The organism is Succinatimonas hippei YIT 12066 (genome assembly GCF_000188195.1).
GTDB classification, from domain to species: Bacteria; Pseudomonadota; Gammaproteobacteria; order Enterobacterales; family Succinivibrionaceae; genus Succinatimonas; species Succinatimonas hippei.
In genome coordinates, this window is record NZ_GL830939.1 from 1 (window position 1) to 18,102 (window position 18,102).

Annotated in this window: 19 protein-coding genes and 1 tRNA gene; 2 read left to right on the forward strand and 18 right to left on the reverse strand. The window is 41.7% G+C overall.

Going from position 1 to position 18,102, the window contains the following annotated elements; genetic code table 11:
• Positions 1-205: 205 nt before the first annotated feature.
• Positions 206-281 (reverse strand) — tRNA-Thr (locus tag HMPREF9444_RS00005).
• A gap of 85 nt (positions 282-366) precedes the next feature.
• Here HMPREF9444_RS00005 and HMPREF9444_RS00010 point away from each other — a divergent pair.
• Positions 367-777: a hypothetical protein gene (locus tag HMPREF9444_RS00010; protein ID WP_009142234.1), complete on the forward strand. Its 411-nt coding sequence runs from the start codon at positions 367-369 to the stop codon at positions 775-777.
• A gap of 5 nt (positions 778-782) precedes the next feature.
• The gene (locus tag HMPREF9444_RS11300) at positions 783-1,385 is read left to right on the forward strand and encodes a sugar O-acetyltransferase (protein ID WP_009142235.1); all 603 of its coding nucleotides are present in this window, start codon (positions 783-785) and stop codon (positions 1,383-1,385) included.
• A 1-nt stretch (position 1,386) separates the two neighbouring features.
• Here the strand turns inward: HMPREF9444_RS11300 and HMPREF9444_RS00020 are convergent, their stop codons facing one another.
• The 17 genes from HMPREF9444_RS00020 to HMPREF9444_RS00100 all read right to left on the reverse strand — a co-directional run bounded on the left by HMPREF9444_RS00020 (position 1,387) and on the right by HMPREF9444_RS00100 (position 18,020).
• Positions 1,387-2,559, reverse strand: coding sequence for an ATP-binding protein (locus HMPREF9444_RS00020; protein ID WP_198002736.1), 1,173 nt, complete (start codon positions 2,557-2,559; stop codon positions 1,387-1,389).
• A gap of 154 nt (positions 2,560-2,713) precedes the next feature.
• A complete protein-coding gene (locus HMPREF9444_RS00025) occupies positions 2,714-3,271 on the reverse strand; it encodes a GNAT family N-acetyltransferase (RefSeq protein WP_198002737.1) in 558 nt (185 codons plus the stop codon).
• 67 nt (positions 3,272-3,338) lie between these two features.
• Positions 3,339-4,916, reverse strand: coding sequence for a xylulokinase (locus HMPREF9444_RS00030; protein ID WP_009142238.1), 1,578 nt, complete (start codon positions 4,914-4,916; stop codon positions 3,339-3,341).
• A 49-nt stretch (positions 4,917-4,965) separates the two neighbouring features.
• On the reverse strand, positions 4,966-5,991 hold the full coding sequence (locus tag HMPREF9444_RS00035; RefSeq protein WP_009142239.1) for an ABC transporter permease subunit: 1,026 nt from the start codon (positions 5,989-5,991) through the stop codon (positions 4,966-4,968).
• Positions 5,984-7,036, reverse strand: a complete 1,053-nt coding sequence (locus HMPREF9444_RS00040) for an ABC transporter permease (protein ID WP_009142240.1) — start codon at positions 7,034-7,036, stop codon at positions 5,984-5,986. The genes HMPREF9444_RS00035 and HMPREF9444_RS00040 overlap by 8 nt, the downstream gene beginning before the upstream one ends.
• Positions 7,023-8,555, reverse strand: coding sequence for a sugar ABC transporter ATP-binding protein (locus HMPREF9444_RS00045; protein WP_040908968.1), 1,533 nt, complete (start codon positions 8,553-8,555; stop codon positions 7,023-7,025). Before HMPREF9444_RS00045 ends, HMPREF9444_RS00040 begins: the two co-directional genes overlap by 14 nt.
• Before the next feature lie 95 nt (positions 8,556-8,650).
• Complete coding sequence (locus HMPREF9444_RS00050; RefSeq protein ID WP_009142242.1) at positions 8,651-9,643, reverse strand: ABC transporter substrate-binding protein; 993 nt, start codon at positions 9,641-9,643, stop codon at positions 8,651-8,653.
• A gap of 329 nt (positions 9,644-9,972) precedes the next feature.
• Complete coding sequence (locus HMPREF9444_RS00055) at positions 9,973-10,761, reverse strand: energy transducer TonB (protein WP_009142243.1); 789 nt, start codon at positions 10,759-10,761, stop codon at positions 9,973-9,975.
• Positions 10,762-10,766: 5 nt separating this feature from the next.
• A complete protein-coding gene (locus HMPREF9444_RS00060; RefSeq protein WP_009142244.1) occupies positions 10,767-11,159 on the reverse strand; it encodes an ExbD/TolR family protein in 393 nt (130 codons plus the stop codon).
• A gap of 3 nt (positions 11,160-11,162) precedes the next feature.
• On the reverse strand, positions 11,163-11,774 hold the full coding sequence (locus tag HMPREF9444_RS00065; RefSeq protein WP_009142245.1) for a MotA/TolQ/ExbB proton channel family protein: 612 nt from the start codon (positions 11,772-11,774) through the stop codon (positions 11,163-11,165).
• Between the two features lie 3 nt (positions 11,775-11,777).
• Entirely contained in the window at positions 11,778-12,308 is a 531-nt protein-coding gene (locus tag HMPREF9444_RS00070; RefSeq protein ID WP_009142246.1) for a flavodoxin family protein, read from the reverse strand.
• A 1-nt stretch (position 12,309) separates the two neighbouring features.
• Complete coding sequence (gene hutX / locus HMPREF9444_RS00075; protein WP_009142247.1) at positions 12,310-12,816, reverse strand: heme utilization cystosolic carrier protein HutX; 507 nt, start codon at positions 12,814-12,816, stop codon at positions 12,310-12,312.
• A complete protein-coding gene (locus HMPREF9444_RS00080; RefSeq protein ID WP_009142248.1) occupies positions 12,813-14,216 on the reverse strand; it encodes an ABC transporter ATP-binding protein in 1,404 nt (467 codons plus the stop codon). Before HMPREF9444_RS00080 ends, hutX begins: the two co-directional genes overlap by 4 nt.
• Positions 14,213-14,986, reverse strand: a complete 774-nt coding sequence (locus tag HMPREF9444_RS00085; RefSeq protein WP_009142249.1) for an energy-coupling factor transporter transmembrane component T family protein — start codon at positions 14,984-14,986, stop codon at positions 14,213-14,215. The genes HMPREF9444_RS00080 and HMPREF9444_RS00085 overlap by 4 nt, the downstream gene beginning before the upstream one ends.
• Positions 14,967-15,509: an MptD family putative ECF transporter S component gene (locus HMPREF9444_RS00090; RefSeq protein WP_009142250.1), complete on the reverse strand. Its 543-nt coding sequence runs from the start codon at positions 15,507-15,509 to the stop codon at positions 14,967-14,969. The genes HMPREF9444_RS00085 and HMPREF9444_RS00090 overlap by 20 nt, the downstream gene beginning before the upstream one ends.
• Positions 15,510-15,549: 40 nt before the next feature.
• Complete coding sequence (locus HMPREF9444_RS00095) at positions 15,550-17,727, reverse strand: TonB-dependent receptor plug domain-containing protein (RefSeq protein WP_009142251.1); 2,178 nt, start codon at positions 17,725-17,727, stop codon at positions 15,550-15,552.
• A 20-nt stretch (positions 17,728-17,747) separates the two neighbouring features.
• Positions 17,748-18,020 carry a hypothetical protein gene (locus HMPREF9444_RS00100; protein ID WP_148514280.1) on the reverse strand — a complete coding sequence of 91 codons (273 nt, stop codon included), beginning with the start codon at positions 18,018-18,020 and terminating at the stop codon, positions 17,748-17,750.
• Positions 18,021-18,102 lie beyond the last annotated feature (82 nt).

An 18,102-nucleotide genomic window follows, 5' to 3' on the forward strand; every position in this document is an offset into this window, starting at 1 on the left:
CTAAAGGACGGGGATACAGCCGCTGATCTTTTTTTGATAAAAAACATAAATATTAAAAACAAAATGTGTTTGTTTTGTGTACAAAAAACCAATTGACCCAAAATAGATAAAGACAATAAATAGCTGGTAAAAACTTTTTATTAATCAATATTATAGAAATTTTTAAACGACAAGAAATGCAAAAGACGATGAGAAAAAAGCGAGATGGTGCTGGCTACGGGAATCGAACCTGCGACCTATTGATTACGAATCAATTGCTCTACCTACTGAGCTAAGCCAGCAACGTGCTGTATTTTAACAAAAAGAGTGTATACTGACCACACATAATTTAAGATATTTCTTTTATTTTTAACCGAATTTTTATTTATGCTCGAACAATACCGTCCTATTCTTTTTGCCTGCTCTTTAATCGTTGCCCTTTGGGCCGTAGCAATAACCTCTAATCCGTCTTTTCCCGATCCTCTTCATTTATCTATGCTGATTGCCGGAGCAGCTTGGCTTATTTTCGGCGGAATCATCTGCAATAAAGAAAGAAGATTCGCAGCTGCGATATTTTTATTAGCTACAGCTATTGCTCCTTTTATTTTTTACAGTGAGCTTTATTACATTCAACAAAACAACCAAGATATCGATCCTGCAGTATTTGAAGCTAATTTTAAACATGCTGTCGTTATCTACAATATGCTGCGCTATTTTCTGCTTTCTTGTTCATTTTTAGTCATCATGTTAAGGCTGGGTCGAGCCATTAAAAATTTCGCTCAAGACAGACCGGAGTAATTGTGATGCAAAAAGATCTTAATAAATTGACAGAACGCGAAAAATGTGAACTCGGCATGCTTTATGATGCCAATTACAGTGAAGAAACAGTAAAACTGCGATTAAAATGCCAAGAGCTTTGTTATGATTTCAATCAAATTCGTCCAAGCGATCTGAAAAAGCAGGAAGAACAAATCAGGAAAATCGTCGGTAAATGCGGAAAATCTCCGGTTATAACTGCTCCGTTTCACTGTGATAACGGCTTTAATATTGAACTTGGCGACTATTTTTACGCCAATTACAATTTAATCATTTTAGACGGAGCTAAAGTAACCGTCGGCGACCATGTTTTTATTGCACCCAATTGCTGTATATCAACCGCAGGACATCCTCTTGATGCCAAAAGACGTAATCAAGGACTTGAATACGCTTTTCCCGTCACTATAGGATCAAATGTCTGGATTGGCGCAAACGTCTGTATTTTACCCGGCGTAACAATCGGAGAAGGCGCTGTAATAGGAGCAGGATCGGTCGTAAACAAAGATATTCCTCCCTACACAGTAGCTGTCGGCAATCCGTGTAAAGTTCTACGTAAAATCACCGACAATGACATACTAAAATATAGTTAAATCAATCAAACAACATTATCGGATCAATAGAAAAAAACTCCTCGGCTTTCATTGCCGCCGGTCCGATAATAAAACTACGATATGGTTTGAACTTTTCATTAAAAACATTTAACCCTTTTGAAAATCCCTCAAAATTACTTTTCACTTCTATTGCTACGATACGTTCCCCCTTTTTAAGAACATAATCAACCTCAAGATCTCCTTCTCTCCAATAAAAAACCTCAAAACGTCCCGTATAAGATGCACTAACCAAAAAAGCACCGATTGCTGATTCAAATACCCTGCCGTAAATGGCTTTATCTTTTTGTAAACTGTCATATGAAAGTTGCAAAAAATTAGTTTTAAGAGCGTTATTCCAAACTTGCAGTTTAGGCGGTGAAGCTCTCAGCCTTGCTCTATCTATTGAAAATTTAGATAAAGCACTGATAAGTCCGCTTTCCTCCAGTAAATCAAGATAATTTGCCAAAGTAGATGTATTGCCTTTTTCTTGCAAACATCCCAAGAGCTTATTTAAAGAAATAATTTCTCCTGAATAATTACATGCCAAATCAACAAGACGTCTTAACAAAGCCGGTTTTGCAATCGGCGTATCAATTAATATGTCTTTTTCTACTGTGGCATTTATGATTGCATCCACCAAAAAAGCAGCATTTCTTTCCTTATCTTCAGCTGACATTGCAAAATTATCGCGCATCAAAGAGGCAAATAAAGGGTATCCTCCGAAAAACACAAAATCTTCTACAGAAAAATTAAATGCATTTTTCATTTCAAGATATGACCAATGAGACATTCTTATGATTTCAAAGCGGCCCATCAATGACTCTGCAAGACCTTTCAACAATAGAACACGCGAAGAACCCAACAAAAAAACTTTTATATTTACTCCATCAAAAGAATCAGTATCCCACTCTTTTTTAATAAAACTACTCCACTGCGGAACGTTTTGAATTTCATCAAAAACTAAAATAAATTCTGATAACTTTTCACTTTTTATTTTTAACCTAGCCTCGTTCCATGCAGAGCTGATAAAGTCATTTCTATATCGATTACCGCCCTCAATCACATGATATGCAAATGCACAAGAACACTCTTGCAAGGCCTGTCTTACTGTTGTCGTCTTCCCTATCTGACGAGGTCCTGATACGATTTGGATTAAACGACGAGGCTCCTGCATTCTCCTTTTTATTAACGGAAAAACAGTGCGCTTAAACATATTACCCCTCTCTTCCTTCAAGATCGTCATAATCAATTATACGTATTATATAGTTTCATCTCCAAAATTATATTCAGTAATCTCGTAAATTATTTGCACTGATTGAGTAAAATTCTTAACTATTTTGATCTTGAGATTTTAAAAATGCCCACTCTTTTTGCGTAAGAACAAAAACAATATGCGGCATAGTCACGTTACGGTAATGTTTGATAATAGTATCTATTGCCTTTAGTCCGCAGCGTTTAGCCACATTCATTGACGCTGTGTTTGTATCACGCACAAAAGCAAACACTCTTTGTGCCTTTAATATCGTAAAAGCATAATCACGCGCTGCTTTGGCAGCTTCCGTTGCATAGCCCTGATGCCAAAAATCAGCACAAAACAGATAACCGACCTCATGAACTAACGAATTTTTATATTCCTGCATGGTAATGCCGCATTGTCCAATCATTTCATCTGTAGACTTTAAATAAATTCCGTTTAAGGCAAAGCCATATTCATCGTAACGCCATAACATTTTATTAAGCCAGGCTTCAACCATTTCATCAGTAAAAGCCCCTTCATAAGCGTACATAACTCGCGGATCCTGAAGCATCTTTTTAAGATCAGGAATTGAATTTACAGTAAGTTTTTTCGCATATAAGCGCTTTGACTCAAAAATAATTTCATTCATAAATTTTTTCTTCCGACAAAAAAGAAGGGAGACATGCGCCTCCCTCTTCATAACAATTAACTTAAAACTACTTAAGGTTATCAACAGCACTCTTCTCGATGACAATTCCGGCTTTGTAGCGCTCCATGAAAGCTTCAAAACCCTTAACGTCATCAGGGGTAGGTGCAATTGTCGAACCTTCAGCTCCCTTAAATACCTTATCATCAAGGTACTCAGGCAAAGTCAAATCACCCTTGTTAACTACAAAAGCTGCCAAAATAGCGATACCCCAAGCACCGCCTTCTCCTGCTGTTTCCATAACGGAAACCGGGGCGTTCATAGCATCGGCCATAATTTTCTGACCAACGCCCTTAGTCTTAAACAGACCGCCGTGACCTAACAACTTATCGAGAGCGACATTCTCTTCATCAAGAATATTCATACCGATTTTGATAGCGCCTAATGTGGTGTAAAGATGAGTGCGCATGAAGTTTGCAAGACTGAACTTACTGTCAGGAGTACGCACAAACAGCGGGCGTCCTTCTTCAAGTCCGGTAATAAATTCACCTGAGAAATAGCCGTAAGAAAGCAAACCGCCGCAATCCGAATCTCCCTCCAATGCCTTATTGTACAAAAGTCCGTATAAAGCATTAGCATCAAGATTAAGTCCTGCCGCCTTGGCAAACTCACCGAAAAGACCTACCCACGCATTCAAATCTGAGGTGCAGTTGTTGGCGTGGACCATGGCAACGGGAGATCCGTCAGGTGTAGTGACCATATCAATTTCACGATGCAGCTTGGATAAAGCTCTTTCCAAAACCACCATAGCAAAAATGGAGGTTCCGGCAGAGACGTTGCCGGTACGCTTGGCACAAGAATTGGTAGCAACCATTCCGGTTCCGGCATCACCTTCAGGAGCACACATCGGGATCCCTGCCTGCAAGGTTCCGGTAGGATCCAAAAGCTTTGCGCCTTCTTCAGTTAAGCAGCCGGCATCATCGCCTGCGCATAAAACCTTAGGCATCAAATCCTTAACATGCTTCCATTTGAAATTGTATGGAGCAACCAGCTCGTCAAACTGTTCAAGGAAGCGATCAACGAAATCAAACTTATCTGAATCAATCGGGAACATGCCGGCGGCATCACCGATACCTAAAACTTTTCTACCGGTAAGTTTCCAATGAATATAGCCGGCTAAAGTACAGAAGTAATCCAAATCATTTACATGCTCTTCTTTGTCAAGTATGCACTGATAAAGATGAGAAATACTCCAACGCTCAGGAATATTGAACTGGAACAGATCAGTAAGCTTGCCGGATGCGTCACGAGCTTCGGTATTGCGCCAGGTTCTAAACGGAACCATGAGCTCACCTTCTTTATTAAAGGCCATATAACCGTGCATCATGGCGCTAACGCCAAAAGCTCCTACATGAGTAAGAGCCACGCCGAATTTTGCCTTTACGTCGGCACACAAATTTTTATAGCAGTCCTGGAGTCCCGACCAAACATCATCAAGATGATATGTCCAAATACCGTTCTCAAGACGATTCTCCCAAGCATGATCTCCTGAGGCTATAGGCTTATGATTTTCATCAATAAGCACGGCTTTAATACGGGTGGAACCAAGTTCAATACCTAAATAAGTTTTATCTAAATTAATTGCCATATGCACCTCTGAAAAACGCCTGATTTTTATCAGGCGTTTTAATTAAGAACTACTTTTTCTTCTTACCGCCGCTTTTTTCAGCGCTTAAGTTCATAAGCTTGTTCTTATGTTCGTTAACGATAGCCTGCATTACGATAAAGAGACAAAGCAAAATACCGACCACAATCTTTGTCCACCAGGCTGACAAAGTGCCTTGGAAAGAAATAATGGTCAAAATCGTACCTTGAATCATAACGCCTAACACGGTACCGGGGATAAATCCGACGCCGCCCATCAACTGAGTGCCGCCGATAACTGATGAGGCAATCGCGTCCATCTCCATACCAAGACCATGTAGAGTATAGCCTGAAAGCATGATCCAAGAATATGTAATACCTCCCAAAGCCGAACAAAAGCCTGAAATAATATAGACTTTCATACGAATGGCATCTACACGCAGACCCATCAGTCTTGAAGACTGCTCATTACCGCCCACTGCATATACGGAGCGGCCGAATGATGTATAACGCAATACGATAGTCGCGATGACGACTACGATAAGCGCAATAATCGCTCCTAATGACAGGAAGCAATCGCCGATTTCAAGTGACATAAAGGCCAGATCACCATACTCGACATTGTCGATAGGGACACTGTCACGGGAAATCATTGCAGTAAGACCGCGGCATAAAAACATTGTGCCCAAGGTAACGATAAACGGCTGAAGTTTAAAGAAAGTAATGAAAAAGCCGTTTATCGTTCCTACGACAACACCGATGAATAAAGCTATCAGCATGCAGACATACGGACTTAAAGAAGTATCACGCATGAGATAAGCTAAAGTCATGCAGCACAAAGAAACTACAGCACCTACGGACAAGTCGATACCGCCGCCGCCTGACAAAATCGTAAAGGTAACACCGACGGTTACGATAATAAGCGGAGCATTATCAATAAAAAGGTTTAAAAAAACCTGCGGACTGAAAAAGCCCTCAAAAGATATCGATCCGATACCGAACAGGATAATGAACAACAGGCCCGTTACGTAGAAAGAAAAACGCGGCGAGGCAACAAGATTGCTAAAGAAACTACGCATTTGAAGCCTCCTTATTGCTTACAGCCTCGGCTCTTTTAAGCTTCCACTTGCGGAACATTTCCTTAAATTTCTCTGACTGAATGGTAATAATAAGTAAAATCACGATTGCTTTGATTGCCGGCAGGCGATCTGAAGAAACGCCTACTGCATACATGGTCGTGGTTAAAGTCTGGATGGTAATAGCGCCAATAATAGTTCCGCCGATATAGTAGCGACCGCCGACCATCAAAGTACCGCCTAAGGTCACCGCCAGAATGGCATCCATTTCCATATTAAGGCCGGCGTTATTGGCATCGGCAGCTCGAATCAGCGAACCTTCGATAAGACCTGCAGTACCGGCACAAAAACCGGAGAAAATATACACGGCAAAAAGAACTGCGGTAACTTTAATACCAGCATAACGCGAGGCCGTCTGGTTAATACCTACAGACTGAATCATAAGGCCTAGCGAGGTTTTTCTATCAAGTACTATTACCAGAATAACCATCGCAAGAGCAATCAGCATTGCGGTAGGAAGCATTACTCCCGGAATATTTCCGCCGATATAGCTAAACGGTTTATAGTAAACGGTAATAATCTGACCGTCGGTAATTAACTGGGCAATACCGCGGCCTGCCGTCATCAAAATCAAAGTGGCAACCATTGCCTGAATCTTGAATTTTGCTACCAGAGTACCGTTCCATATGCCTGAAATAATGCCGGCGCACAAAGCTGCTAATATCGCGATAATAAACGGATGCTGAGGAACGCCGCTGATATCACCGCCTAACATATAGCAGCATACGGCTGCGGAGATGGCAACGACAGCACCGACTGAAATATCGATACCGCCCGTGGCAATGACGAAAGTCATACCCAAAGACAGAATGATAAGGGAACTTGCTCGATACAAAATGTCAATCGGACGACCGTAAAGGTTGCCGTTTTCCATCATCTGAATCGAGAAAAAATCTTCAACGAATACGGCGTTGAATAAAAGCAGCAAAGCAAGAGCCGTAAGCGGCAATGCCATGGAGCTTTTTGTGAATTTTTTAATTATTTCCATGATAATCTCCGGCAATAGCCTGCATGATATGAGCCGTAGAAATTTCATCACCGTTTAACTCGGTGATTTTTTCATGGTCACGAATGATAAGAACACGCGAACAAGTTCTGACCATTTCTCCCATTTCGCCTGAAATAAAGATCACCGACATACCTTTTTCTTTGGCAAGGCGTACGGACAATGCTTCAATTTCAGTCTTGGTTCCGACGTCAATACCGCGGGTAGGTTCATCGAGGATCAGCAAATTAGGCTCAGTGGCAAGCCATCTGGCGATAATAACCTTCTGCTGATTGCCGCCTGAAAGATTTTTGATAAGCTGTTCGCGATCCGAAACTTTAATACGCAACAGATCGATGTAATAATCGGCAAGCTCATTCTGCTTTTTACGCGGCATATGCCTAAACATACCGTCTTTGGCCTGCAGGGCCAAAATAATATTCTCGCGTACCGACAAGTCGCCGATAATACCTTGAACCTTACGATCTTCAGGGCAAAAAGCAATACGGTTTTTCATCTGATCCATAGGGCTTTTTACCGACACCTGCACGTCATCAACCTTAATAGTACCTTCGGCAACCGGCATAATACCGAAAATGGTTTCGGCTATTTCGGAGCGTCCGGAACCGAGCAGTCCGCCAAGACCTACAACTTCGCCCTTTTTAATCGTCATGGATAAGTCTTTAACTTTGCCGGGAACGGTAACATGATCAAACTCAATTACATTTTCGTCTTTAGGCACTGACTTATCGACATTGCTTTCAATCTGATCTTCTTTTATCTCCTTACCCATCATCTTGGAAATGAGTTCAATGCGAGGAAGATCTTTTATTTCATATTCACCGACATATGAACCGTCTCTTAATACGGTAATACGATCGCAGATAGTATAAATTTGCTCTAAGAAGTGGGAAATAAAGATAATTGAAATACCCATGCCCTTTAATTTGCGCATAATGGCAAAAAGGCGTTCCACTTCATTATCTGACAAAGATGAAGTCGGCTCATCCAAAATCAAAATACGGCATTTAGTATCGATAGCACGGGCGATGGCAATCATCTGCTGCATAGCAACCGGGTAGAAATTCAATACGCGGTTTACATCTATATCAATGCCCAATTCATTATGCAGTAATTTCTTAGCTTTAGCAGACATTGTTGCCCAGTCGATTTGACCGAACTTTCCGCGCGGCTCTCGTCCGATGTAAATATTTTCCGCAACGGTTAAATTTGCGCACAGATTGACTTCTTGATATACGGTGGAAATACCTAATTGCTGACTTTCAAGCGGGGTTTTGGGCTCTATTATGTTTCCGTTAAATTCAATTTGTCCGTTAGTTTTATGATAAACGCCGGTCAATACTTTAATCAATGTCGATTTTCCGGCTCCGTTTTCACCCATAAGAGAGTGAATCTCACCGCGTTTTAAATTAAATTCAACATTTTTTAGAGCTTTTACTCCGGGGAAGAACATATCGATGTTCTTCATATGAAGGATATAATCGCCTTCATTTGCGGCCATGAGAACCTCCCCTAAACATATAATTTTTATATTGTCTTTAATAGAAAAAATGTCCACACACAAATCCCCTGCGGTGGACACTCTTTTATGTGAAATTAATACTGGCGAGTAGCAAAGGCTTCTTTTGCATTGGTGGTATCAAATACGCCTTCGTCAACGTATACGCTCTTCTCAACCGGCTCGCCCTTTAAAATCTTCTTGGCGGTAGTAAAGAAGAGATCGCCCTGCAGCGGGTTGCACTCAACGGTAGCATTTGCCTTGCCGTCAATCATAGCCTGGAACATGCCCTTAACGGCATCGCAGCCTACGATAACGATATCTTTTGAAGGCTTGAGACCTGCAGCTTCAATAGCCTGAATAGCACCTAAAGCCATATCATCATTCTGAGAGAACAGAATATCAATATCATCACGATAAGACTTCAAGAAAGACTCCATAACTTCCTGGCCCTTGGCACGAGTGAAATCACCGGTCTGAGAAGCTAAGATATTGTATCTGCCTTTATTCGGGCTCTCGTTTAATGCATCGTCAAAGCCGTGAGAACGTCCGGTAGCTGCTGAAGCACCTACGGTACCCTCAAGAATTACGATATTAAGCTTATCGCCGCCGTTACGCGGTTTTAAATTGTTCTGGGTTACGTAATTGTCGATCCAATCGAAAGCTTTGCGGCCCTCGGCATAAGAATCGGTACCGATCTTAGCTACATATAAGGAATCATCGGAAACAGTCAAATCACGGTCCATAATCATTACCGGGATCTTGGCGCGCTTGGCTTCACGCAAAATATTATCCCAACCGGTAGCAACGATAGGAACGAAACCGATCAAATCAACTTTCTGGGCAATGAAAGTACGAATTGCCTTAATCTGGTTTTCCTGCTTTTGCTGAGCGTCAGAGAACTTTAAGTCAATGTTGTGCTTAACAGCTGCTGCTTTAACGTCGTTAGTGTTAGCAGTACGCCACTCGGACTCTGCACCGATCTGAGAAAAGCCGATAGTGTACTCCGGCTCTACAGCCTGAGCGAACATTGAAGTAGTAGCTAATGCAGCACCTAAAGCCACAGCCATAAAAGTCTTAGAAATTCTCATAATTACTCCTCACTGTTTCAAGCAAAAACGCTTAACAAGCGTTTACGTAACATTGAATTTATTACCAGATAAAATAATTAAAAAGCGGTAAAACCTTTTTTTGTGATATTTATCCGTAAATACTTCATAAATATTGATGAAAATAAGAACTATGTCAAAGTTTTACAACAAACTTTGACAAATTGCGCCCAACCTTGTACCCAAAAACCAAAACAATAAATAACCCATTGATTTTAAATTAATAAGTTACAACAATCCCTCATAATTAAAGCTTGTAAACAATATATTTTCCGCAATTTACGAAAACGTTTTCGAAAAACAGTTAATTTTTACTCAATGAGCTTAAAACTGACCGGAACTTTTACGTTAAAATCACCGCCCTGTGCGCCGGTATTAAAACCGACAAGCTTTGCTCCAAGACGTTTACAGGCAGAATCAAGAACGACCTGTCCGCTTGTTTGTGTTACGGTTGCACCGGTTACTACTCCGCTTGAATTTACTTTAAAACTTATCTCGCACTTACCTTCAATGCCCTGCCTTCTGGCTCTTGACGGATATTCTTTTAAGCTTGACACTCGTGACAGCAATGAAGAAAAAGCATTTTTATAAATCCCGGCAGCTCTTGCCGCTGCCGATTGTGCTTTTGCAGAGCCTTGCAAAGAGCCTTTTTTATTACCGCTGCCGCTTTTATCGGCGGCTATGGTCTTAGGTAAATCTGTTGAAGATCTTTTTACGGATTTTTTCTTTTTAACGACCGTCTTTTTCTTTTGAGGAGAAGTTGTTACCTCTTTTTTGCGAGGCTCAGACTTTACGATCTCAGGTGCAGGTTTTATAGCCTCCTTTACTACAGGAGTGAGATCTTTAACTTCCTTTACTTCTTTAACTTCTTCTACCTGTTCTTCCTCAAGCGACTTTTCTTTTGGTCCTCCGTCAGGATCTCCTAAAACAGCCGGCGCAGTCTCCTGCTCTATGGATAAAATTTGCACTTCTACCGTTTCTTCAACCTGTTTCGATTCACTTACTCCCGAATAGATAAAAGCTCCGGCACAAAAAACTCCCAATAGCGCTACAGTTATCAGACTTGCAAGTTTATCCGCTGTTGCTTGTAAATTATCCATTTACATCACTCTTTTTTGGTCGTAATCGAAAATCTGCCGTCACGCTTAATTTTTGCTACATCAACCACGTCAACAAAAGACTGAAACGGTGTCTGCATATCAGCGTAAATATTAAGTGCTTTTTCAGGCTCTGAATCCAAAATCAGCTTAAGCTCTTCTTTATCAATAATTCGATTGTCATACACGATAGAGCCGTCTTTATGCAGAGCGACGACTAAAAAATCCTGTTTTTTAACCGCCTGCCCGGCTTCCGACCTCGGCAGCGCCACCTCTAAAATTGGTTTGGCAAAGCTCATTGTCAGAATAAAGAAAATGACGAGCATAAAAATAACGTCAATAAGCGGTGTTAAATCAATATGCGCATCATCTCCGAAATTAAAATCGCTAAATTGTTTCATGTACTATTCCTTTTCTTTTCTCTCGTGCACCTTTTTGGTAATTACAATCGCACGATATGAATGTTCAATGGCTTCAATCTGAAAAGTACGCATTCTCAAAGACAGAAAGTAATAAATAACCATGGTAGGAATAGCCACGGTAAGCCCCATTACAGTAGTAATAAGTGCCTGCCAAATACCGCGTGCCAAAACTTCAGGATTTTGCGCAGCTGCCGCGGATACGGCATCAAAAACCATCAGCATACCGCTTACCGTACCCAAGAGTCCGAGCAAAGGCGAAATCACCGTTATCATTTTTAAAATAGACAAACCGTTAATCGCCGTTTTAAAATTTCGGTTAAATAAATAAGCAACCTCGGCTCGAATATCATCCGAATGAGATGCATGCGTCTGTACTATATCTTTTATGATCCGCAAAAACGGATTGCTGCCCTCATAATCGCGCAGACATCTCTCATCACCGCGCTGTACGTCTAAAAAACGCTGTTTAAACTCACGCCAGGACAAAGCGGTATAAATCAAACTGCGTGAACAAATAAAAACCGCTGCGATACCGATTATAACTATGGCTACGCCGCACGGACCGATAAGTCCGTATATAGTTTCAAGATCCATCTGCTAACCTCTTGCTTTTATCTTCAGAGCTTTTTCCTGCCAATACTGGGCTTTAAGCAAAGCCTTAAGACGGTCGGCCGCATCAGGATGAACGGCAGCTTTGGCAATACGCTCTACATGTTTAGGATCCTCTTTTAATCCCGGAAATTTTTCATACATAAGGTTTAATACCTGCTTGCTGATCTTTCCCTGTACCCAAAAGGTTCCTAAAAGCCGATTGCCTCTATGACCTTCCTTTAATGCGGCAATTGCACTTTGCATCACCTTTGCTGCCGCCTCACTTTGCGGATCTCCGCCCAATGTGCCGAATATTCCGACCTTTTTGTAATAAAGACTTTTAAGTACGGACAATGAGTCATTATCGACATGCCCCGAATCAAGCCAAAAACCGACTAAAACGGTGTCATATGCTGACAGATCATACTTTTCCGTCGTTCTCTTTAAATCGCAACCACACCCGAAGCCTTTTTGCACATATCGGGCGATTTTATAAGTGTTGCCGGTTTTTGAACTGACCAAAACCAAAGACTTCATTTTAGTTAGCTCCGTTCTCAGCTATAAAGGCGTTAAACAGCTCTTCTGCCTTAGGATCTATTTTTTGTCCTTCACGCGGCAAATAGAATGAGTACATAACTTTACCGTCAGTGTTAATAAAAGCTACCTGGCGGCTTTCAAGCTGCATAAATGGGATCTTAAGCAAAGCAATAGAACTTACGGTTTCCTTACGTAAATGTCCGTTCAAACAATTTTTGCCGAAAAGATTGAAATAACCGAACCCCTCACGTCCGTGCTCTACTTTGGTTTTAAACTCAAAGATATTGCCTGAACTTTCAATAAAGAAAGTTAACGTATCAATCTCCGTTAACATCTGCCAGACCTTATCAAAATAAGATCCTTCAAACAGCATCCCCATACCTTCGGGCAAAGCTTTAATCACCTCAAGCTCGCTTTTGCGGCAAACCCCGGCAAGCATCTGCAGACCCATACTTTTACCGCCTGAGATAAGCTCTTTTAACTGCTGCTGCAAAGAAATTCCGTTCATACGCTCTCCTTTTTAAGTCTTAATGCTTTTAAATTCATATCATCTATAAGTTCAAGATCGTGCGTTATCACCAAAGCCGCACGCCCGTCTTTTGCATAGTCATGCAAAATATTTTTAATGCGCTGCATATTGGCACCGTCAAGTCCGCTTGTAGGCTCATCCAAAACCAATACCTGAGGATTTTTGGCCAAAGCGCAGGCTATTACCAATCTTTGTTTTTGCCCTCCTGACAGAGACTGTGGATGACGATAGGACAAGGCACTTAAATCAAGTTTTTCAAGCAGCTCCATTACCTTGCCAGGCTGCGGTTTAACGCCCTCTGCCAAAGTCATACATATAGCAACTTCCTGATATACGGTCTGCATATTTAACTGGTAATCGGTATTCTGCAGCACGATACTGCCAAGCTGCAGCGGTTTTTTCCCCTTAGGCTCTTTAAACTCAATTTTGCCGCCGCTTAATTTCTCAAGTCCGAAAATAAGGCGTGACAAGGTAGTCTTGCCGATACCGTTTTCACCGATAAGAACATTGATCCCCTCGGGAACGGCAAAATTCAAATCCTTGAAAATTGTCTTGCCGTCTTTGTAAGAAAAAGCAACATGCTCGCCTTTTACTACATAGTCATCCCCGTTAGGATCCAAATCTTTAAGCAATGCTCTTCTGTCAGTTACATAAGCCTTGCGCAAACCGTATTCTTTTTGCAGCGATGCATTATCAAGAATGGAAAAATTGCCTTCTTTTTCGATTTTCCCGTTTGACATAATCAAAACCCGATCGGCGATGGCATTTAACCAATAATGACGATGATCGACTATGAAAATACAGTAACCTTCCTGTTTTAACTCAAACAAAAGCCGCGCCAAATCCTCTGTTGATTGAGGGTCAAGGTTAGCCGTAGGCTCATCTAAAATGATATTTTTACCGTGTAAAGCGACAATTTCGGCAAGACCTACCTTCTGCTTTTGCCCCTCGGACAATGCCGCAATGGAATTATTCCTTATATCCTCAAGAGAAAACCTTTTAATAACGCTTTCAAGACGGCGCTTGATTTCATCGCGGGAAAGTCCCATCCACTCAAGCGCAAAGACGATTTCATCCTCGACGTTAAGGGCAAAAAACTGCCGCTCGGGATCCTGAAACAAAGTACCTACTTTTCTTGAGATTCCGGTCAAATCCATACTTGCGGTAATTTCACTATCAATGCTTACAGAGCCTTCAAGCGTTCCGCCGTAGTAACTTGGGCATAAACCGTTAATAACGCGGATAACCGTAGATTTGCCGCATCCTGATCTGCCGGTACACAAGACGATTTCACCGTCGTTTACGGTAAACGAAACATTGTTTAGTGCTTTTTCTTTGCTGTCAGAATAAGTGTAGCTGACGTTTTTTACTTCAATCATCCGTGCATCGATCCGTAAAAGCTGCCGCCTGAAATGTACTCAAATACAAGACAGGTGCCGGTTAAAATCACGCTGAAAACGATAAGCGCTATATCGCGCTTTTTAAGCCGCATCCTTTTATAGGTACACAAATTGCCGCTGCCTATTCCTTTAAGCTCCGCCGCAACCCCCAAATCCTCAGATGTTCTAAGAGACATAAACACAAGCGGCGTAAAACATAAACGGGTCAATAAAACCGGATGAGTCAGTACGTTTTTGACGTTTACTTCAAAACCGCGAATTTTCATTGCCTCAAATACCTGTTTAATGTCATGGATAAAAGAAGGTACAAAGCGGATCATCACGGCGCCCGGCAGATAAATCACAAAAGGAAGGTGCAGATTCTGCAAAGTAGTAAGAAGACTTTGTACTCTAATGGTCAAAGCCATCGGCATTACCACATTCATGACCGAGGCGCCGCGCAAAAAGGGCATTGCCAAAGAGTCAATACGGGCACTGTCTTTAAACTGCGGATAAAAGCTGACTAAAAAGCTGACGCAAAAAACAGACAACAGCATTACACCGATAAAAAACAGATAACTTACCAAAAGTACCTTATAACGGCGCATGCACAAAGCGTAAACAAGCGTTACGAAAAACAAAGTCAAAAGCGGCAAAGGCCTGGTTAAAAACAAAGCGACAAGCGAACACAGCAGTGCAAAAACCATCTTTGACTTAACATCAAAATGATGCAAAGGGCTTAATTTTGCATTAGTGAATAATTCCGGCATGCTTTAACTCCCTTGCAGATCTGACACCCGTATACAAACCGATAAGCGATCCGATATAGCCGACACCGACAATCACGACTACTACCACCATAAGCCCCGGAGATTCGCGCATAATTACGTAACTTACGCCCAAAGACAAAAGCTTTGAGATAAAGTCATATAAAAACACCGCCAAAACCGGAGCGTAAAAACGCTTAAAGCCGCCTGTTGCCAACACGATAAACTCAGCTGCAATTGCCGCAGTAAGCGTAGTAGGGATTGAAGTAATACCTCCGCCTAAAAGCAAAAAAGAAATAAGACCTGAAATCACAGCAAACAAAGACAGCGTGCCGAATTTGCGTACTTTATATAAAAGCACGACCAGCAATGTGGTAAACACCAGATTCTTGAGAACAAGAGACACCGGATTAAGTCCGCCGCCTGCCAAAGCAATCACCAAAGTAACCACTTTGGCAGCTGCGGCAAACACGCCCAGAACTACCAGTTCCCGACAATTGAAATAACGTTTTTTAATTTTTTGCATAGTCAAATAACGGCATCTTGCGATGCCGTCAGGGATAGGATTAGAACCTTGCGTTAGCAGTTACAACAGCGTGAACCCCGGCTTCTGGCAATGCATCTGATATGTAATATTTCTTATCAAAGATATTAAGCACTGCAGCATTAACCGAATATTGACGTTCGTCGCCAAAGGCCGCGCCGACCTCAAAGTTTGCTGTGGTATAACCGCCGTGATGTGTTTTAACGACAGCGCCGCTGCTCTCATATTCATAATCACGCTCGGTAGCGCCGCGGGCATAAGTATCGGCAGTTAACGTCCAGATCCCGAAATCTTTCTCATAACGGACACCGGCACGGTACATAAATTCAGGAGTGTTGGTATCGTAAGTATCCCCTATAATTCCGCCGTACTCAAACTTACGTTTCAACCAAGTCATAGAAGTATAAGGAGTGAAACCGTAAGGCAAATCATAAGATGCTGAGAGCTCAACGCCATAAGTAGTAGCCTTGCCGACGTTATAATATTGATAAGTTTCTGCAGAAACTTCTTTTGTAGTAATGTAATCGTCTGCTAAATTCAAGAATGCGGCAAAATCAAGATTTAAACGCTCTCCTGAATAACGGGCTCCCAATTCAAAATTATCAGAAGTTTCAGGATCAAGATTCGGATTGCCGATTTCCGTACCGCCGCCCATTGATGAAGTTAAAAACTTCTCCTGAATAGTAGGAGCTCTAAAGCCCTGGGCCCAAGTTGCGCGCAAAGCTAAATCTTCAATACCGCGCCATACCAAGCCGAAATTGAAAACCGCTTTTGAATTTGATTCTTCTCCTTCAAAAGCTTTAGCATCTGGTGTTTGACCCATGTCAACAAGTGAAAACATTGGACTTCCATTAATATATCCACCTGCTTCAGGTGCATATCTTGAAGAAACATTATCTAAACTTGTTTTAACATGCGTAAAACGTACACCGTAATTTGCGGTAAAGTCTGCCGGTAAAATAGTTTCATTTGATAAAAATAGGTAATATGTATCCTGTCCACCTTCCAAATCAGTAATTGTACTAGGTTTCATTGTAAATACAGACACACCGGGGATTGGTGCTAAATCTCCGGAAATAGCCATATCATTAAATGTATATGCGTCTAACTTGTCACTATCAAATCCTGCACCGGCAATTAAATAATTGTTCTCTCCTAACTGCCACTCTGTCTGAACTGAAACGCCATTGCTTTTTATCTCATTATCAGCATGATTATCCATATGCATAGATGAGTTATATAATGTAACAGGTTTTCCCATCATTTCTGTTGTTTGAGTACCCATTCCCATTCCAACGATATTCTGCATCTTCTTATCAGTCTTCTGGGTGTAAACATCAAAACGCAGTCTTGCCCAATATTCGTTTAGGTTAGTGGCATCAGCAAAGAATGCAAACTTCTGGCGTTTCCACGGCTGAATTCTTACGGCAAAATCGTCATAACTTTCAGCATCATCGGTAGCGGTATTAAAATTACCCTCAAAGTAGTCGGCACTAACGCCCATGGTCAAATCATCAGTGAAATCATAAGAAAGGAAAACTGATCCTGAGCGAGTATCGTAATCAGTGCCGTCAATGGTTTTATCAGGAGTGCGCAAATCCCCAAAATCAGCGTATGAACCGCTTAAGCGATAATTAAAACCGTTATAAGAGCCGGATACGGAGGCATTTTCAGTAAAACCGTCACCTGCTCCGTTATAACCTACGCCGACGTCAAGCTGAACCGGTTTCTTACCACCTTTCTTAGTGATGATATTTATCACACCACCGATTGCGTCAGAGCCGTATAATACAGATGCCGGGCCTTTGATTACCTCTACGCGTTCCACTGCCGAAGGATCGATGAGGATCGGAGTGCCCGACATTGATTTATGCTCTGAAATTCTTTGTCCGTCAATTAAAATGGTACTGCGCATAGTACCTTCACCGCGAATGCTGACGCGAATCAAACCCGGAGTGCCGTCATTTTGCAGCTCTACACCGGGAACATCCTGAATCAATTCACCTATGGTGGTTACACCGGATTTTTTAATATCATCTTCCGTCACTACGCCAACCGACATCGGAACATCCATGAGATCGCGGGTAACGCGGGTTGCTGTTACCTCTACACCTTTCGTGTAAACATCCTGAGCAGCCATTGCCGCAGTTGAGCCAAGGCAGACCGTCAGCACGGCTGCACTTATCCTGGTAAGTTTCATAAGTACCTCTGATTGTTTGTTTATGAATTGTTTTTAAGTTTCTTTTGCAGATAATTGGTCAAAAGCTGTGACATGGTTACGGCCCAAAAACGCCCCGCTAAAGTAAGATCAACAAATCTCCCGTTAAGCTCTAAAAGGCCTGCTTCCTGCCACTGAGCAAACACTTCCGACCCTTCTTTTGCCACATCAACTCCATGACGCCGCTTCAAATAATCAAAATCAACAAAGCCAAGTTCCAATTCTTCACCTAAATCTTTGTATAAACGCCAATTTTCACCCGGCACAAACATCATGGATATAGGTTTCACCCCGCCTTCAACCTTCTTTAAATAATCCTCATACTGAACTGTACCCCGTTTGGTAGACAATTAACCG

Bases quoted from the DNA above. Each gene is read 5' to 3' on its own strand.
- HMPREF9444_RS00085 (WP_009142249.1), bottom strand. From the start codon at position 14,986: ATGCCGGAATTATTCACTAATGCAAAATTAAGCCCTTTGCATCATTTT.
- HMPREF9444_RS00100 (WP_148514280.1), bottom strand. From the start codon at position 18,020: ATGATGTTTGTGCCGGGTGAAAATTGGCGTTTATACAAAGATTTAGGT.
- HMPREF9444_RS00080 (WP_009142248.1), bottom strand. From the start codon at position 14,216: ATGATTGAAGTAAAAAACGTCAGCTACACTTATTCTGACAGCAAAGAA.
- HMPREF9444_RS00025 (WP_198002737.1), bottom strand. From the start codon at position 3,271: ATGAATGAAATTATTTTTGAGTCAAAGCGCTTATATGCGAAAAAACTT.
- HMPREF9444_RS00060 (WP_009142244.1), bottom strand. From the start codon at position 11,159: ATGAAACAATTTAGCGATTTTAATTTCGGAGATGATGCGCATATTGAT.
- HMPREF9444_RS00040 (WP_009142240.1), bottom strand. From the start codon at position 7,036: ATGGAAATAATTAAAAAATTCACAAAAAGCTCCATGGCATTGCCGCTT.
- HMPREF9444_RS00035 (WP_009142239.1), bottom strand. From the start codon at position 5,991: ATGCGTAGTTTCTTTAGCAATCTTGTTGCCTCGCCGCGTTTTTCTTTC.
- hutX (WP_009142247.1), bottom strand. From the start codon at position 12,816: ATGAACGGAATTTCTTTGCAGCAGCAGTTAAAAGAGCTTATCTCAGGC.
- HMPREF9444_RS00010 (WP_009142234.1), top strand. From the start codon at position 367: ATGCTCGAACAATACCGTCCTATTCTTTTTGCCTGCTCTTTAATCGTT.
- HMPREF9444_RS00070 (WP_009142246.1), bottom strand. From the start codon at position 12,308: ATGAAGTCTTTGGTTTTGGTCAGTTCAAAAACCGGCAACACTTATAAA.
- HMPREF9444_RS00065 (WP_009142245.1), bottom strand. From the start codon at position 11,774: ATGGATCTTGAAACTATATACGGACTTATCGGTCCGTGCGGCGTAGCC.
- HMPREF9444_RS00030 (WP_009142238.1), bottom strand. From the start codon at position 4,916: ATGGCAATTAATTTAGATAAAACTTATTTAGGTATTGAACTTGGTTCC.
- HMPREF9444_RS00095 (WP_009142251.1), bottom strand. From the start codon at position 17,727: ATGAAACTTACCAGGATAAGTGCAGCCGTGCTGACGGTCTGCCTTGGC.
- HMPREF9444_RS00045 (WP_040908968.1), bottom strand. From the start codon at position 8,555: ATGGCCGCAAATGAAGGCGATTATATCCTTCATATGAAGAACATCGAT.
- HMPREF9444_RS00050 (WP_009142242.1), bottom strand. From the start codon at position 9,643: ATGAGAATTTCTAAGACTTTTATGGCTGTGGCTTTAGGTGCTGCATTA.
- HMPREF9444_RS00055 (WP_009142243.1), bottom strand. From the start codon at position 10,761: ATGGATAATTTACAAGCAACAGCGGATAAACTTGCAAGTCTGATAACT.
- HMPREF9444_RS11300 (WP_009142235.1), top strand. From the start codon at position 783: ATGCAAAAAGATCTTAATAAATTGACAGAACGCGAAAAATGTGAACTC.
- HMPREF9444_RS00090 (WP_009142250.1), bottom strand. From the start codon at position 15,509: ATGCAAAAAATTAAAAAACGTTATTTCAATTGTCGGGAACTGGTAGTT.
- HMPREF9444_RS00020 (WP_198002736.1), bottom strand. From the start codon at position 2,559: ATGCAGGAGCCTCGTCGTTTAATCCAAATCGTATCAGGACCTCGTCAG.